Source organism: Scopulibacillus darangshiensis, from assembly GCF_004341035.1.
Taxonomy (GTDB): Bacteria; Bacillota; Bacilli; order Bacillales; family Sporolactobacillaceae; genus Scopulibacillus; species Scopulibacillus darangshiensis.
The window spans coordinates 1-15,354 of record NZ_SLXK01000038.1 but is presented as its reverse complement, the minus strand read 5'-3'; the positions used below and the strand labels follow the sequence as shown (position 1 = coordinate 15,354).

General features: G+C 44.5%; 13 protein-coding genes and 1 riboswitch. Of the genes, 7 read left to right on the top strand and 6 right to left on the bottom strand.

The genetic code is table 11. The features are described 5' to 3' along the window. Positions 1-340 precede the first annotated feature (340 nt). Positions 341-1,207, top strand: coding sequence for a formyltetrahydrofolate deformylase (gene purU / locus EV207_RS18445; protein WP_132747627.1), 867 nt, complete (start codon positions 341-343; stop codon positions 1,205-1,207). Positions 1,208-1,347: 140 nt separating this feature from the next. Here the strand turns inward: purU and EV207_RS18440 are convergent, their stop codons facing one another. Both EV207_RS18440 and gltB read right to left on the bottom strand, forming a co-directional pair. Further along, the gene (locus EV207_RS18440) at positions 1,348-2,841 is read right to left on the bottom strand and encodes a glutamate synthase subunit beta (protein ID WP_132747626.1); all 1,494 of its coding nucleotides are present in this window, start codon (positions 2,839-2,841) and stop codon (positions 1,348-1,350) included. A 24-nt stretch (positions 2,842-2,865) separates the two neighbouring features. Next, complete coding sequence (gltB, locus tag EV207_RS18435; RefSeq protein ID WP_132747625.1) at positions 2,866-7,431, bottom strand: glutamate synthase large subunit; 4,566 nt, start codon at positions 7,429-7,431, stop codon at positions 2,866-2,868. Positions 7,432-7,579: 148 nt separating this feature from the next. Between gltB and gltC the strand changes: the two genes are divergently transcribed. Further along, the gene (gene gltC / locus EV207_RS18430; RefSeq protein ID WP_132747624.1) at positions 7,580-8,485 is read left to right on the top strand and encodes a glutamate biosynthesis transcriptional regulator GltC; all 906 of its coding nucleotides are present in this window, start codon (positions 7,580-7,582) and stop codon (positions 8,483-8,485) included. Between the two features lie 87 nt (positions 8,486-8,572). Here the strand turns inward: gltC and EV207_RS18425 are convergent, their stop codons facing one another. The 3 genes from EV207_RS18425 to EV207_RS18415 all read right to left on the bottom strand — a co-directional run bounded on the left by EV207_RS18425 (position 8,573) and on the right by EV207_RS18415 (position 11,023). After that, complete coding sequence (locus EV207_RS18425; protein ID WP_341539811.1) at positions 8,573-9,028, bottom strand: DUF2269 family protein; 456 nt, start codon at positions 9,026-9,028, stop codon at positions 8,573-8,575. A 250-nt stretch (positions 9,029-9,278) separates the two neighbouring features. Continuing rightward, positions 9,279-10,184 carry a lipoyl synthase gene (gene lipA, locus EV207_RS18420; RefSeq protein WP_132747623.1) on the bottom strand — a complete coding sequence of 302 codons (906 nt, stop codon included), beginning with the start codon at positions 10,182-10,184 and terminating at the stop codon, positions 9,279-9,281. A gap of 14 nt (positions 10,185-10,198) precedes the next feature. After that, positions 10,199-11,023, bottom strand: coding sequence for a lipoate--protein ligase family protein (locus EV207_RS18415; protein ID WP_132747622.1), 825 nt, complete (start codon positions 11,021-11,023; stop codon positions 10,199-10,201). Between the two features lie 171 nt (positions 11,024-11,194). Beyond that, positions 11,195-11,297, top strand: a riboswitch (TPP riboswitch). A gap of 115 nt (positions 11,298-11,412) precedes the next feature. Between EV207_RS18415 and tenA the strand changes: the two genes are divergently transcribed. Beyond that, positions 11,413-12,099, top strand: coding sequence for a thiaminase II (tenA, locus tag EV207_RS18410; protein ID WP_132747651.1), 687 nt, complete (start codon positions 11,413-11,415; stop codon positions 12,097-12,099). A gap of 114 nt (positions 12,100-12,213) precedes the next feature. After that, positions 12,214-12,507, top strand: a complete 294-nt coding sequence (locus EV207_RS18405) for a hypothetical protein (protein ID WP_132747621.1) — start codon at positions 12,214-12,216, stop codon at positions 12,505-12,507. A gap of 15 nt (positions 12,508-12,522) precedes the next feature. On the opposite strand, the gene EV207_RS18400 is transcribed toward EV207_RS18405, so the two are convergent. Next, positions 12,523-13,443 (bottom strand): S66 peptidase family protein, encoded by a 921-nt coding sequence (locus EV207_RS18400; protein WP_132747620.1) that lies wholly within the window; start codon positions 13,441-13,443, stop codon positions 12,523-12,525. Positions 13,444-13,693: 250 nt separating this feature from the next. Here EV207_RS18400 and EV207_RS18395 point away from each other — a divergent pair, with 250 nt between their 5' ends. The 3 genes from EV207_RS18395 (at position 13,694) to EV207_RS23185 (ending at position 15,331) form a co-directional block, all read left to right on the top strand. Further along, complete coding sequence (locus tag EV207_RS18395; RefSeq protein ID WP_132747619.1) at positions 13,694-13,909, top strand: hypothetical protein; 216 nt, start codon at positions 13,694-13,696, stop codon at positions 13,907-13,909. Positions 13,910-13,999: 90 nt separating this feature from the next. Further along, positions 14,000-14,800 carry an N-acetylmuramoyl-L-alanine amidase gene (locus EV207_RS23190; RefSeq protein ID WP_165887007.1) on the top strand — a complete coding sequence of 267 codons (801 nt, stop codon included), beginning with the start codon at positions 14,000-14,002 and terminating at the stop codon, positions 14,798-14,800. Between the two features lie 24 nt (positions 14,801-14,824). Beyond that, entirely contained in the window at positions 14,825-15,331 is a 507-nt protein-coding gene (locus tag EV207_RS23185; RefSeq protein ID WP_165887006.1) for a glucosaminidase domain-containing protein, read from the top strand. The last annotated feature ends 23 nt before the right edge of the window (positions 15,332-15,354 follow it).

Here is a 15,354-nt window from a genome sequence, read left to right as displayed (position 1 = left end):
GATCGTATCGGACTGTGGTTAACTGTGGTTCCGTTATTCGGTCATTTAAGAGGTCATTTGAGTGGGATTTGAGCAATTAACGGAGTCTGAGTAGTCTGAGTCCTATAAAATCAAAAAAGGGGCACCTTTAATGAAAATAGCGGATTCTGAGTCCTATAATGAATGAGTGACGCGTTAATCGCAGTTTGTATATCTGTCTAAGCTCTCTTCCATTTGCTACGATGATCTCACGCACTAAAACGCCAATTCAATAGTCAGTTAAAACAGTCCAAGTTGATTTGCGGAGGAGCCATTGGGTATAATTTAAATATATAAAGTCATATCAATTGCAGGTGATAACATGGATCAAGAAGAAATGGGAAAAGGTATTATCCGTTTGACTTGCCCTGATCAACCCGGGGTTATCGCATCGGTTTCACAATTTTTATATGGCAAGAATGCTGATATTGCAAAAGTTGACCAGTTTTCAACCGATTATCATAACGGGACGATCTTTGCCCGATTTGAATTTAACCTAGACGGTCTTTCAGACAAGCTCAATCTTCTAAAAGCAGATTTTACAGACATTGCCCAAAAATTCACAATGAACTGGGATATTAGGGATGCCAGCCGCCGCAAGAAGCTTGCGATCTTTGTATCTAAGGAAGATCATTGCCTTCAGGATTTGCTGATTCGCTGGCGAACCGGTGAGCTAAAAGCCGACATTAGCATGATTGTCAGCAACCATAATGACATGCGCGGGATAGCTGAGTCCTTTGGCATTCTGTATCACCATGTTCCCGTAACGAAAGCCACTCTACACGAGGCCGAGGAGAAGCATTTGCAGTTGTTGGAAGGAAAAGCTGATGCCGTCGTTTTAGCCCGGTATATGCAAATTATTCCATCTAAAATGATTGAACGCTATCAAAATCGAATCATCAACATCCACCATTCCTTTTTACCGGCCTTCATTGGCGGCAAACCGTACCAACAGGCGTTTGATCGAGGTGTCAAGCTGATTGGCGCTACAGCCCACTTTGTCACTCAGGATCTTGATGAGGGGCCGATTATCGAACAGGATGTCTCCCGAGTCGATCATCGCCATCAAGTAAGCGATTTAAAAAGGATTGGCAGAGACCTCGAGAGAATTGTCCTCGCTAAGGGGATTCGCTACTATCTGAATGATAAAGTCTTTGTTAACGGCAACAAAACCGTCGTGTTTCATTAAAAGCTGGCATATAAAGAAAACTTGCCGATTGGCAAGCCTTTAATAGGCGTAGCCAGAGGCTTAGTTGCCCTTATGTGCGTCAGAAAGTTATACTTTCTGATTAACTAAAGAAAACCCGCCGATCGGCGGGTTTTTTCCTCTTATCCTACATCTACTTTTTTCTTCGAATGCTTTTCGCGCAAATAACGATCAACGGATTCGGCTGCTTTACGGCCTTCTTGAATGGCCCAGACGATTAAGCTTTGGCCCCTTCTAGCGTCACCCGCTGCGAAAACGCCGTCTAGATTCGTTTGATACGTTTTATTATCCGCCTTGATTTGATTGAAAGATGCTTCTACGCCGATATTCTCAAAGACATCATCCTCTGCACCTTCAAACCCGATTGCAATCAAAACAAGGTCTGCATCCCAATTCTGTTTCTTTGATTCATTCTCACGGTACTGCTTTTTGCCATTCTCGCCGCTTTCAAGCTCAAGAGCAACCGTTCCTAATTCTCTGACATGACCCTCTTGATCGCCTAGAAACTCTGTTGTGTTAATTTGATATTGACGAGGGTCGGAGCCAAAGGTTTCTTTTGCTTCAGCATAGGCATAGTCAAGAGTATAGACATCCGGTGGCTCGGGCCAGGGGTTATCAGCTCCGCGTTCTTTTGGCAATTCACCGTGCTTGCCAAACTGAACGATGCTTTTGCACCCTTGTCTTAGGGCAGTAGCAACACAATCGGCACCCGTGTCACCGCCGCCGATGACAATGACATGTTTGTCTTTGGCCGTAATGGCGGGTTCACCACTCTCTTCGTTCAATAAGTGTTTGGTACTCCCTGTTAGATAAGTCATAGCCGGATAGATGCCCGAAAGCCCGCGGCCTTCAACGTCAAGCTCCCGATGTTTGCCAGCCCCTGTACATAAGATGACAGCATCATATATTTTTCGAAGCTCTTCCATCGTCACGTCGACACCCACATTTACGTTGCCTTTAAATTGAATACCTTCTTGTTCAAGCAGGCGAATCCTTCGTTCAACAACCTTTTTTTCAATTTTCATATTGGGAATGCCGTACATAAGCAGGCCGCCAAACCGGTCATCACGCTCCAAAACAGTCACATCGTAGCCTGCCTGATTCAGCTCATCCGCCGCGGCAAGGCCGGCGGGTCCCGATCCAATGACGGCAGCTTTTAGCCCCGTTCTTTTCAATGGCTTTCGGGGCGTTGCCCACCCTTCTTCAAACGCCTTATCAATGATTGCTCTTTCGATGCTTTTTATCGCGACAGGTTCACTGACAACACCTGCCGTACATGATCCTTCACAAGGGGCTGGACAGGCCCTTGCTGTAAATTCCGGAAAATTATTCGTTTTAATCAATCGCAGGTAGGCCTCATGCCATTTCCCCTGATAAACGAGCTCATTCCATTCGGGAATTAAATTGTACAGCGGGCATCCGCTTGTTGATCGGCCTAGGTCTGAGCCCATCTGGCAAAACGGCGTCCCGCAATCCATGCACCGTGCCGCCTGATCCTTTAAGGCAGGCTCACCCGTCGGCATTAAATATTCTTCCCAATGGCTGATTCTTTCGCCGGCATGAATCTCCTGCGGCTTTTCCCGTTTGATGTCGATAAATCCCGTCAGTTTTCCCATAGTCATCCCCCTTCCATCTATTTGTTAAACCGTCTGGTAAGAGGCATCATCATGAGCCTCAACTGATTTCCCTTCTTTCTTTAATTGAAAAGCTGTCATTTGTGCTTCTTTTTCCGACATACCGCTCATTTCCAACTTTTTGATAGTTTCCTGCATGGCTTCGTATTCACGAGGAATGATTTTAACAAAATCCGCCACAGCATTTTTCCAATTGCCGAGAATTTTCTTCGCTTTAGGACTTCCTGTATGAGTAAAATGGTTTCTTATCATATGGTACAGATCTGCCGCTTCATCCTCATTGTCCAGAACCTGAGGTGTTACAAGCTCACGATTGATTAAAGGAAGCAGCTGCCCTGTTAAATGCTGATCCGAGTAGATATAGGCAATACCGCCGGACATACCCGCTGCAAAGTTCTTCCCGACCTCTCCTAGGATTACGACCCGGCCTCCTGTCATGTACTCGCAGCCGTGGTCTCCAACACCTTCAACAACCGCATTCACACCGCTGTTTCTAACACAAAAACGTTGACCCGCTCTGCCGCGAATATAGGATTCGCCCGCTGTTCCGCCATAAAAGGCGACATTGCCGATAATGGCCTGATGCTCATGATCCATCCAATCCTTTCCGGGTTTGACGATCAGCTTTCCGCCAGACAGCCCTTTGCCGACGTAGTCATTGGCATCTCCTTCTAAGGACATCGTCAGCCCCTTTGGAACAAACGCCCCGAAACTCTGGCCAGCAGCTCCCTGGAATGACAGTTGGAGTGTATCTACTGGGAGCCCCTCTGCACCATGAACTTTAGTAATAAAATGACCCAATGACGTTCCAACGGCACGGTCTGAATTTCCAATAGAAAATTTAAATGCCGCCTGTTCACTTTTCTTAATATAAGGCTGACAAGCGGGAATAAGATGGCGATAATCAAACCGTGCGTCAAGCTCATGGTTTTGTTCTTCTTTTTCACGGTTAGCATCTTCCGGTTTAAAAAGTAAATTTGAAAGATTGAGATGCCTGGTTTTCCAGTGGTCCGCTACACGGTCCCTCAATTTCAGCACATTCGTTTCACCGACGATGTCGTCCAATGATCTATACCCGCATTCAGCTAATATTTCACGGATTTCTTCAGCGATAAATGTCATGTAATTGACGATATGGTCAGGACTTCCCATGAATTTCTTTCTCAGTTCCGGGTTTTGGGTGGCAATCCCGACTGGACATGTATCAAGGTGGCAAGCCCTCATAATCAAGCAGCCGAGGACGACAAGCGGTGCTGTGGAAAAGCCGTATTCCTCAGCCCCTAAGCATGCCGCGATAATAACATCTTTTCCCGTCATTAATTTCCCGTCAGCTTCAAGAACAACACGCTCCCTTAAGCCATTAAGCTTCAGGGTTTGGTGGGCTTCGGCCAAACCAAGCTCCCAAGGGAGTCCCGCGTGTTTAATGCTTGTTTTCGCCGCAGCTCCTGTCCCGCCATCATGTCCGCTGATCAGAATCACATCAGCCAGCCCTTTGGCTACACCAGCTGCAATCGTTCCAACCCCGGCCTTAGCAACCAATTTCACGCTGATTCTCGCTTTTGGATTGGCACATTTTAAATCATAGATGAGTTGTGCAAGGTCCTCAATCGAATAAATATCGTGATGAGGCGGAGGTGAAATCAGCCCGACACCCGGTGTTGAACCTCTGACTTCGGCGATCCACGGGTAGACCTTTTTGCTTGGCAATTGTCCGCCTTCTCCCGGTTTTGCGCCCTGAGCCATTTTAATTTGAATTTCATCAGCTTCAGTAAGATAATGGCTCGTGACACCAAATCTGCCTGAGGCAACTTGTTTGATGGCACTTCGGCGGTCATCACCATTTTCATCTTTTATAAAACGGTCAACATCCTCACCGCCTTCACCGCTGTTGCTTTTCCCGCCAATCCGGTTCATCGCTATAGCCAAAGCCTCGTGGGCTTCACTGCTGAGAGCACCGTATGACATGGCTCCTGTTTTAAACTTTTGAAAAATCTTTTCCACCGGTTCAACGTCATCTATTGAAATGGCTTTTCGCCCGCTTTTGATGTCAAGCAAGCTTCGGACAGTTGAAAACGGGCCTTCCTCTGCCATATTTACAAACTTTTTATATAGTTCCTTATCGTTTTTCCTTGCGGCCTGTTGCAGCGTATGGATCACTTTCGGATTGACCTGGTGATGCTCACCTTCTTTGCGCCATTGCAGGTCACTTCCTGCTTCAAGGGTTATATCATGTGACCTCTCATCCTCCGCCGCTTTTTGCCAGCGGATCATGGATTCTTTGGCAACTTCCTCAAGGCCAATCCCGCTGATTTGGGAAACAGTGCCTGTGAAATACCGCTCCAATAATTGTTCCGATAACCCGACCGCTTCAAAGGCTTGTGCACCGCGATAGCTTTGTATCGTTGAAATTCCGACTTTCGACATCACTTTAACAACGCCGGCATTTAATGCCGTGATATAGTGGCTGACAGCTTCTTTTATAGGAAGGTCTACATGCTGATCCAATACGAGCCGTTCTATAGTTTCAAATGCTAAATAAGGATGGATGGCATCAGCGCCATAACCAATAAGCATTGCCATATGATGCGAATCTCTTGGCTCGCCTGAATCGACGATAATGCTCACCTGTGTTCGTGTTCCTTGCCTGACCAAATGGTGGTGAAGACCCGCTACAGCCAGCAGGGATGGCATCGGCAGACGCCCTTCAGCAAGGTGTTGATCAGATAAAATGAGGATCGATGCTCCTTCAGATATGGCTTGGTCCGCTTCACTAAAGAGGCCCTCAGTCGCCTTTTCCAATCTCGCTTCACCTTCATTTATATCAAACCCAATATTAATAGTTGCTGTTTTCAGTCCCTGGTTTTGAACAAAGTGGAACAATTCAGGGTCTAACAAAGGATGGTCAAGCTGGATTTGCATTGTTCTTTGCCCGTCTTCTTGAATCAAGTCCTCTTGGGTCCCAAGCCAGGTTTTTGTTGATATAACACAGGCTTCCCTTATGGCGTCGATCGGCGGATTTGTTACTTGGGAAAACCATTGTTTGAAATAGTTAAAAAGCAGCTGAGGCCGTTCAGAAAGGACAGCAAGGGGTGTGTCCACTCCCATAGAACCGGTGGATTCCTTAGCTTCCTCGGCCATCGGTTTGATGACTTTCATCACTTCTTCATAGGTATAGCCATTTATTTTTTGCTGACGCAAAAGCTCATTGGGCTCTTTTGGGAGATCTGCCGATGGTCTCTGGCATAAATCGGGACTAATAACCGACTCTTGAAGATAATCAGCATATGGCTTTTGCATACTAAGGAGTAGCTTCAATTCATCATTTGGAATAAGACGCCCCTGTTCGGTATCGACTAACAAAAGCTCGCCAGGCTTTAAATGACAGCGTTCCTTGACCTGTGAGTCTTCGATGTCTATAACACCGACTTCGGATGAAAACATAAGACGATCATCGTGAGTCACATAGTACCGGCCCGGCCGCAAACCGTTACGGTCCAAAACAGCACCGATTTGTCTGCCGTTCGTAAAGCCCAGCGCCATCGGACCGTCCCAAGCTTCCATGATCCGGCTGTGATACTCATAAAAGTTTTTAAGATAGATTGGCATATCAGAATCATCTTCCCAAGGCTCAGGCACCATCATAGCTACCGCATGAGGAAGTGAGCGTCCGCTGAGCGTTAAGAATTCCAAGGCATTATCAAATGATGCCGAGTCGCTGCCATCAGGATCGATGATTGGCATGAGATCCTCGTTAGAGACACCAAATTTGCTTGTTGAAAATCCCTTTGCTTTTGCATTGAACCAGTTGATATTGCCCCTCACTGTATTAATTTCGCCATTATGGGCAATCAGGCGGTTTGGATGAGCCCTTTCCCAGCTCGGAAACGTATTCGTGCTGAACCGGGAATGGATCAAAGCAAGTGCTGATGCAAATCTTTCATCTTTAAGATCTGGATAAAACATCTGAATTTGCTCCGCTTTTAACATGCCCTTATAGACAACCGTTTGACTTGATAGACTGGCAATATACATATCCGACCGATATTTTCTTTCAAGCCTTTTGCGTATCACATAAAGTTTTCTTTCAAAATCGTCCTCATTGCAGTGATTATGATTACCGATAAAAACCTGACAAATATGCGGCTGTGCCGCCTTGGCTAGCGAGCCGATGGTTTCAGGACGGACTGGCACATCCCTCACACCAATAAATGGCAAATCTATTTTCTGTATTTCTAGTTTCATATCCTCTAAGATTTGTGTGCGAAGCGATGCCTGCTTCGGTAAAAACAGCATGCCTACTGCATATTGGCCCTTTTCAGGAAGGGAAAATGTGCAGACGGACTGGAAATAGCGGTGAGGAATTTGCAATAATACGCCTGCCCCATCACCCGTTTCCCCTTCGGCATCTTTACCTGCTCTATGTTCTAGTCTCCTGAGCATCTCAAGACCTGTTACGACAATATCATGTGATGGGCGGCCTTTAATATCGGCATAAAAGCCGATGCCGCATGCGTCATGTTCGTATTCAGAACGATAGAGCCCGAGCGTCTCCGTTTCATTAAAAGTCTTCATTGGGCATCCTTCCTTTCTCTCTTGCTAGTTCATCACTACTTTTTCCGAATAGTAAGGTAATTCCATTTTACTTTACAGGTATCAATCTATACAATATATAATTAAGAACAAAACATTCTCAAAATGAGAACGATTGGAGAAAAGTACTGTGGAACTGCGGCAAATCCTTTATTTCATTGAAGTAGCAAAGTTTGAACATGTGACGAGGGCAGCTGAAACATTGCATGTTGCTCAGTCAGCAATAAGCAGACAAATATCACTCCTTGAAGACGAACTGGGGATCAATCTTTTTACCCGAGAAGGGCGTAATGTGAAGCTGACACAAATGGGAAAACTGTTTATGGAGCATGCGGAACGCGCTTTGGGGGAATTGGATAAAGCGAAGCAGCAAATTGAGGAGCATCTCAATCCTGAGACCGGGGTCATAAAATTAGGTCTTTCAACTAGTTTATCTATTGAAACCCTTCCAATGGTTTTGTCACAATTTCGAGCCGAGCATCCAAGCATTCACTTCCAATTGCAGCAAGGTACCATTCCATTTTTGATCAGGCTGATAGAAAATGGCGAAATTGATATCGCCTTCGCCGCACCCGTCCCTGTTGATCATGCCGTCGTTGATGGCCACATTTTCTTTTCTGAGAAAATGCTGACCCTTCTTCCCAGGGACCATCCCTTCTCCGAGCAATCTTGGATCAGTCTGAAGCAGCTGAAGTCGGAGCGATTTGTGACTTTCCGTCCAGGACTTTCCTTACAGGAGGTTGTCTTAAAGGCTTGTCAACAAGCGGGTTTTAAGCCCAAGATCGCTTTCCAAGGGGACGATATGGACACTATTAAAGGGCTAGTTGCTGCCGGATTCGGGGTGGCACTTATCCCCGAGCATGTTTCGGCGCGGAATTTACCCCCGGATGTGGTCACCATCCCGATCCGTGATCCTGAGGTATCACGGTCTGTGGGTGTCATCACGCCAAAAAATCGGAAGCTTGCGCCTTCCGAGCAAATTTTTTATCAATTCATTGAAAGCTTCTATGACCGTCTTTATCAATTTGGGCAATAAGGGGTGGGGGTTCATTAGGGATTATACCCGGCACCGGGGGTTTTGCGTCCTGCCGAGTATGGGGCTGTTCCGCGGCACCCCCCTTTTTTAAAAAGGTTTTGTGATCATCAACACGATAATAACAATGAACAGCACATTAAGTATCCGCTCCCAGAAAAAGATATCTTTGGATAAAATGATGTAGGTTTCCGGGATATCATCACCTTCATAAGTTTCAATCAGCTTTTTGATTCGCTTTGAGCGAGGGGTAAGGATGATTGGTCCCATGGCCAGTGCCGCAAAGAACAAGATCAAGCTTACATCATACCAGCCCAGTTTAAAAAGACCTGGATTGATCGTGCCCATGGATAAACCTGTTGCTAATAAGAGGAAACCGCCTGCCATAATGAATTGGTGCATCTTCCGCGTGATTCTATATGCGTGTTTTAATTCCTTCATCGTTTGTGCAGATTTCAATACCGGTATAAAAACAAATCCCGGACCCAAGCCAATGATTGCAGAAAGCACATGGATCACAACCAATAATTTATAAAATATCATCATCGTTCTTCGTACCCTTCCGCCAGTGTTACTTTCAATATTCATTCTATCAAAAAAAGAGACCGCGGGGAGTTTTCTTTCCCAGCGGTCTCTTTAAGTTAGTCAGAAAGTATAAACTTTCTGACGCACATAAGTGCATTGGCTAAAGGCGTAACATCCTGTTACAACGCCAGTACTAGCACGTCCTGTGCGTCGCAGCTAAGCCTCTGTCTACGCCTAATAAAGGCTTGCCAATCGGCAAGTTTTCTTTAAATTAATTTTGTTCTGCTTGCATTTGACGGTCGCGCGCAGCTTCGTTAACCTGTTCATCAGCATGATATGAAGAACGGACAAGCGGGCCGGCTTCACAATGTCTGAACCCTTTGGACAAAGCAATTTCTTTCAGCTCCGCGAATTCATCAGGGTGGTAATAGCGCTCAACGTTCAAATGCTTCTTCGTCGGCTGCAAATATTGACCGATTGTCATAATGTCAACGTCGTGTGCAAGAAGATCATCCATTGCCTGGATGATTTCTTCCTTCGTCTCACCCAATCCGACCATTATACTTGATTTTGTCGGTGTATTAGGGCTTAACTCCTTAACACGTTTTAGCAGCTGGAGTGAGCGGTCATATTTAGCAATCGCACGCACCCGTTTTGTCAAGCGGCGGACAGTCTCAATATTATGGTTAAAAATATCCGGCTTCGCATCCATTAATGTCATGATGCTTTCATCGTCACCCTTCATATCAGACGGAAGGACTTCAATCGTACAGAACGGCACTTTACGGCGAATGGCCCGGATTGTCTCTGCAAAAATTTCAGCACCGCCGTCCTTCAAATCGTCACGGGCAACAGCTGTGATCACCGCATGTCTCAGGCCCATCATCTCGACAGATTCAGCAACCCTTTCCGGTTCCTGACGATCAAGCTCATTCGGCAGCCCGGTCTTAACCGCACAAAAACGGCAGCCCCTTGTACAAACATCGCCTAAAATCATAAAAGTCGCCGTTTTTCTAGTTGCCCAGCACTCATGGATGTTTGGGCATCTCGCTTCCTCACAAACGGTATGTAATTTCTTTTCGCGCATCATCTTCTTAAGCCCGGTGTACTCTTTGTTCGTGTTAAGCTTTATTTTTAGCCAATCTGGTTTTCTGATGTGCTCCTCTTTTTTAGCCATTTCTCCAACTCCTTTTAGCGTGAGTAGTTCCACTCATCCGTTAGATACTTTTCTTCCAGTTCCTTGATTTCCTTAAGTTGATCCTCATTCAGTTCATATGGCTCCAATTGGATATCTAATCCTGTTTCAAATCCTTTGTAAAAGGCTTGCTTAATCTCATCTAAAGTAACATCACGACCCGCCAGATCATTGATAGCCGCGGCTTTCCCTTGAAAGCCCTTTAATGCCCGCTCTTTCACCCTGTCGTTCGGATAAATAAAACAATCAAACAGAACTTGATCATCGATGTCAATCGGAATTGAGCCATGCTGTAAAATAACGCCCTTTTGCCGTGTTTGGGCGCTCCCGGCAGCCTTTTTGCCTCCGACAATCAGCTCGTACCATGATGGTTCATCAAAACAAACCGCTGAATTCGTCTGCCCGATTTTCTTTCCTTCCTCAGGGACCGCAAAATCCGCTTCGATACCTAATTCCTTAAACCCGTTAAGAAGACCTTTGGATATGACACGGTAAGCTTCAGTCACACTTTTTGGCATTTTATCGTGATCCTCATTGACAATCACACTATAAGTCAATTCGTTGTCATGAAGAACTGCCCTTCCTCCGGTTTGTCTTCTGACAAGATTGAAGCCGTATCTTTTAACTGCATCGAGATCGATCTTCCCGTGAACTTTTTGAAAATAACCGACTGACAGCCCGGGAGGATTCCAGCCGTAAAATCGCAAAACCGGCGGGATAAGTCCTTTGCTGTGCCACTCAAGCAACGCTTCATCCATTGCCATGTTATAAGCCGGTGTATTCATTCCAGAATCAACAAACAGCCATGCTTCTTTCTCCACCTGCTTCATCCTCTTTCTTTTTCTTCGTGCTTAATCGTTTAAACAATCTTATGATAACAGTAAGCTCTTATTGGTGTAAACCTTTAAAACAAAGTAGATGACTGAGAATTGCTGAAAATATGGTGGTTGACATCAGACTGAAACTGATTTAATCTAAGGTCAATCATATAGGAAGTCCACTAGGGGTGCCATTTGGCTGAGATAAGGCTTGTGCCTTGATCCCTTGGAACCTGATCTGGTTAATACCAGCGTAGGAAAGTGGAGCCGGTTTGCTTTTAGCTTGTGCTTACAGGCTTTCAGCATTTTGTACATACCACACAGCCGCTCCCAACATTTGGGGCGGCTTTTCACTTTTTCTGCGGCTTCCTAATACTAAGGAGGAGATTATGATGACCTTTTCACAAGAGCTTAGAAAAGAAGCAGATCCAATTTTTGAGGCGATTTTCAATCACCCATTTGTTCAGGGGATCGCAAAAGGACACCTGGAAAGTGCACAGCTGGTCCATTATGTCAAACAGGATTTCGAGTATCTTAACACTTTCATGAAGGTGTATGGTCTCGCCATTTCCAAATGTGATACCCGCGAAGATATTAATCTTTTTAACAGCCAAATCGGGTTTATACTTAATAGTGAAATTCATCCGCATCAAAATTTTTGCGAGGTTGCTGGTGTAACCTATGAGGAATTGCAAGGTGAGGAGCTTGCGCCGACTGCAAATCATTATATTGATCACATGTTAACGGCAGCCCATCAGGGTACGCTCGGCGAAACCATCGCTGCTTTGCTCCCTTGTCCTTGGACATATTGGGAAATTGGGAAAAAATTAGTTCGGGAAGTCCAGCCTGATGCAAGCCACCCTTTCAATGAGTGGATCCGCTTCTATGGTGAGGACCGCGGGCGAAAACCTTTGACCGAAGTTTTTTGTGAAAGACTGGATAAGTGGGCGGAAACAGCTCCCCAATTCGAAAAGGATCTGATGATGAAGCATTTTATTAAAAGCTGCCAGCTTGAATATGCATTCTGGGACATGGCTTTTAACATAGAAAAATGGCCTGTTGATCTGGTAATGGCTTAATGAAATGATTGATAAGTCCGGCATCATAAGAGGTGCCGGCTTTTTACCAAATATGATAAAAACATAAAGTTAGGACATGATAAAGGGACAAGACAAAGCCGCTCTGGAGCAAATATGAATTTCCCTATGATCCACACTAATTTTTGGGATGCTGTATTAGCTATTCCCATCGTTATGATATTAACCCAAATAACCAAAATCATTCCTATACCTAGCCCATTCATTCCTGCTGTTGCCGTATTTTATGGACTCTTGGTCTCCGTTTTTTTCAGCCATCCCCATAATTTGCTTGGCGGGATCTTTATGGGTTATTTCTACGGCTATGCTGCTATCGGCAACTACTCCGCCTTGAAGACCTCATTTCTAGCCTTTCGGAAAAAACAAGATAAGAAAGCAAAGTATGATTAGAAAATAAATCTTCCTTCAACTCACCGTCGGTTCAAGAACGGTAAAGGTGTTATTCATGGTATTAAGATTAGCAATCGCCCCAATTGGTATCGCGGCTTTATAAGTACCGTGGGCTGTTGTTAGTCCAGTCATTAGCGGCTTGCCAAGCGGGACAACAAAATCATTGATTAAGTCAGCATAGGATTTTCCATAAGAGACTTGGCATCCTGTGCATTCACCCATGACAATGCCGACACAATCTGCAAATTTCCCGGCCATTTTCAAGTGGCTTAAGTACCTGTAAACAGTATTAATTGGTTCATGGGTTTCTTCAAGGACAATTATTTTCCCCAACGTATCTATTTCAAAAGGTGTTCCCAATGTCCCGATAAAAGAGGTCAGATTGCCCCCAACAATAGGACCTATCACATTGCCGGGAACTCTGCTTACTTGAGGAATATCCGGAGGATTCTCTATTTGTCTGGGTGCCATTAAGGAGGCTACAGCTGTCTGAAACTGTCTAAAATTATATGCCGGTGTATCAGGTGCAAAATCAATGAGCAAAAGACTCTGGAAAGTAATTAAATCAGCGTATTGATACAACGTATTCAGTAAAACGGTAATATCGCTGTATCCCGTCAAAATCTTTGGGTTTCGCTGAATAAAGGAATAATCAAGATAAGGAAGAATCCCGGCTACACCCGTTCCTCCTCTTGTAGGAACAATCATTTTCACCTGATCATTTTCAAACATACTCATCAAGTCACTCGCCCGCTCTTCGTCAGTTCCGGCGAGAAACCCATCAGCAGCATAGACATATTGCCCCAGCACCACATTGAATCCCATACTCTTCAAATTAGCTATTCTAGCATTGATCACACTTGCCTCGAGCGGACTGCCCAATGTCACTATGCCAATAGTATCCCCGGGCTGCAGCATCGGCGGTCTTGTCGCCATTATCATTTCTCCCTTCAACAAAACAAGGCTTTTCGTCTTATAAAAGTGTATTAATTTAAATGACCTGACATGACCGTTGAAAAGCTAATAAGTTAACTATCATTTCACCATCCCCAGCTTAATTCCTCTTAATTACTTCTATAAAAAAGGCTTTATACCGTAACATTCACTAGTATCATTTTGAGGAGTATAACCGTATTTTATATTAAGCTACTATTTCTATCCTGTTTTAGGTTGGAGGGATATTATCTTGGAATATATCGTTATTTTATGTATCGCTGTTCCCTTTTGGTTTATTTTTCGCAGCATTCGCAAGGAAATTACTGAGATTAATAAAACGTTGATCCAAATTCGAAACCAAAATGATTATAAATTTGAAGTGAAAGATATCAAAAAAGCAGAAATTACAAACGATTCATCTGACAGTCAATCACATTTAGAAGATAAAGACATAGAGCAAAAATAGGCTTAAATGGCCATTGTTTGTCCGCTTCAAACTCTTCTTTTCTCTCATAAATTATATTGATATAAAAAATAGATTTAAAAGGAGGAGCCTATGTTCAAACTTTATCTTGATCCAGGTCATGGAGGAAATGACCCTGGAGCGTCAGGTCATGGCTTGGAAGAAAAAGATATCACGTTAGATATCGCACTAAGAATACGCAGGCTATTAAATGGCTATGAGAATGTATCGGTGAAAATGAGCCGGACCGACGATAACTTTATCAGCCTTGATCAACGGACTAATGAAGCAAATGATTGGGATGCCGATTATTTTTTATCTATTCATTGCAATGCTTTTAACGGCAGTGCTCACGGATATGAAGATTATATACACGACAGTCTCTCCGATGCCTCAATCACAAAGAGGTATCAAGAAATCATTCACCACGAGGTTAACGATTTAAATCGCTTAACTGACCGCGGGCAAAAGAAGGCGGATTTTCATGTACTACGTGAAAGCATCATGCCTGCTTTGTTAACAGAAAATGGTTTCATCGATAACGCTGGAGATGCAGCAAAAATGAAGGATCCGTCATGGCGGCAAAAGGTTGCCGAGGGCCATGTCAATGGCTTAATGAAAGCATTTAAATTAAAGCCAAAAATAGCGCCTATTAATAACCAGACCCTATATAAAGTCATAGCGGGGGCCTTCAAAAATAAAGATAATGCGGAACATAGAGTCAATTATTTAGATGTCATAGAAATCAAGGCTTTTGTAGACCCTACCTATATTTCAGGTGAATTGTGGTACCGCGTTCAGGCCGGCGCCTTTGAAAAAAAGGACAATGCCGAGGACCAGGTTAAGAGACTTAAAAAGCACGGTATCAAAGCCTTTATCATTACGGATACCTGAAAGGACATTTTGGGCGGGACAACATTGACCCCTGAACAAATGAACAATTTTGTCAAACGCGTCAACCCCGACGCCAATACACTTGGAGAGTATTATAAACGTTTTGGTGCCTATTATGGCATTAAAGGTGATATCGCCTTTGCACAAGCTTTGTTGGAAACAGATTACTTTCGATTTACTGGAATTGCAAAAAAAGGGCAAAACAATTTTGCGGGAATCGGTGCTACCGATCCCGAACATCCCGGTGCCAGCTTTGATACCCCTAGGGAAGGTGTCCTAGCACATATACAACATCTTTTTGCCTATGCCTCTCTTGACGCGATCCCGTCAAACTATCCCTTAATTGATCCAAGGTTTGATCTTGTTAAACGCGGCAGCGCTACAACATGGCTTGATTTAAATGGAAAATGGGCTGTCCCAGGCGATGGTTATGGGGAGGCCATTCTAAGGATTTATAAACAAATCATAACCACCCTTCCAAAGGGTGGTTTGCACAAAGGCTATAAGCCTAAACTACCGGCCGGCGTCTAAAGGCGCTGGCTTTCATTTAGCAT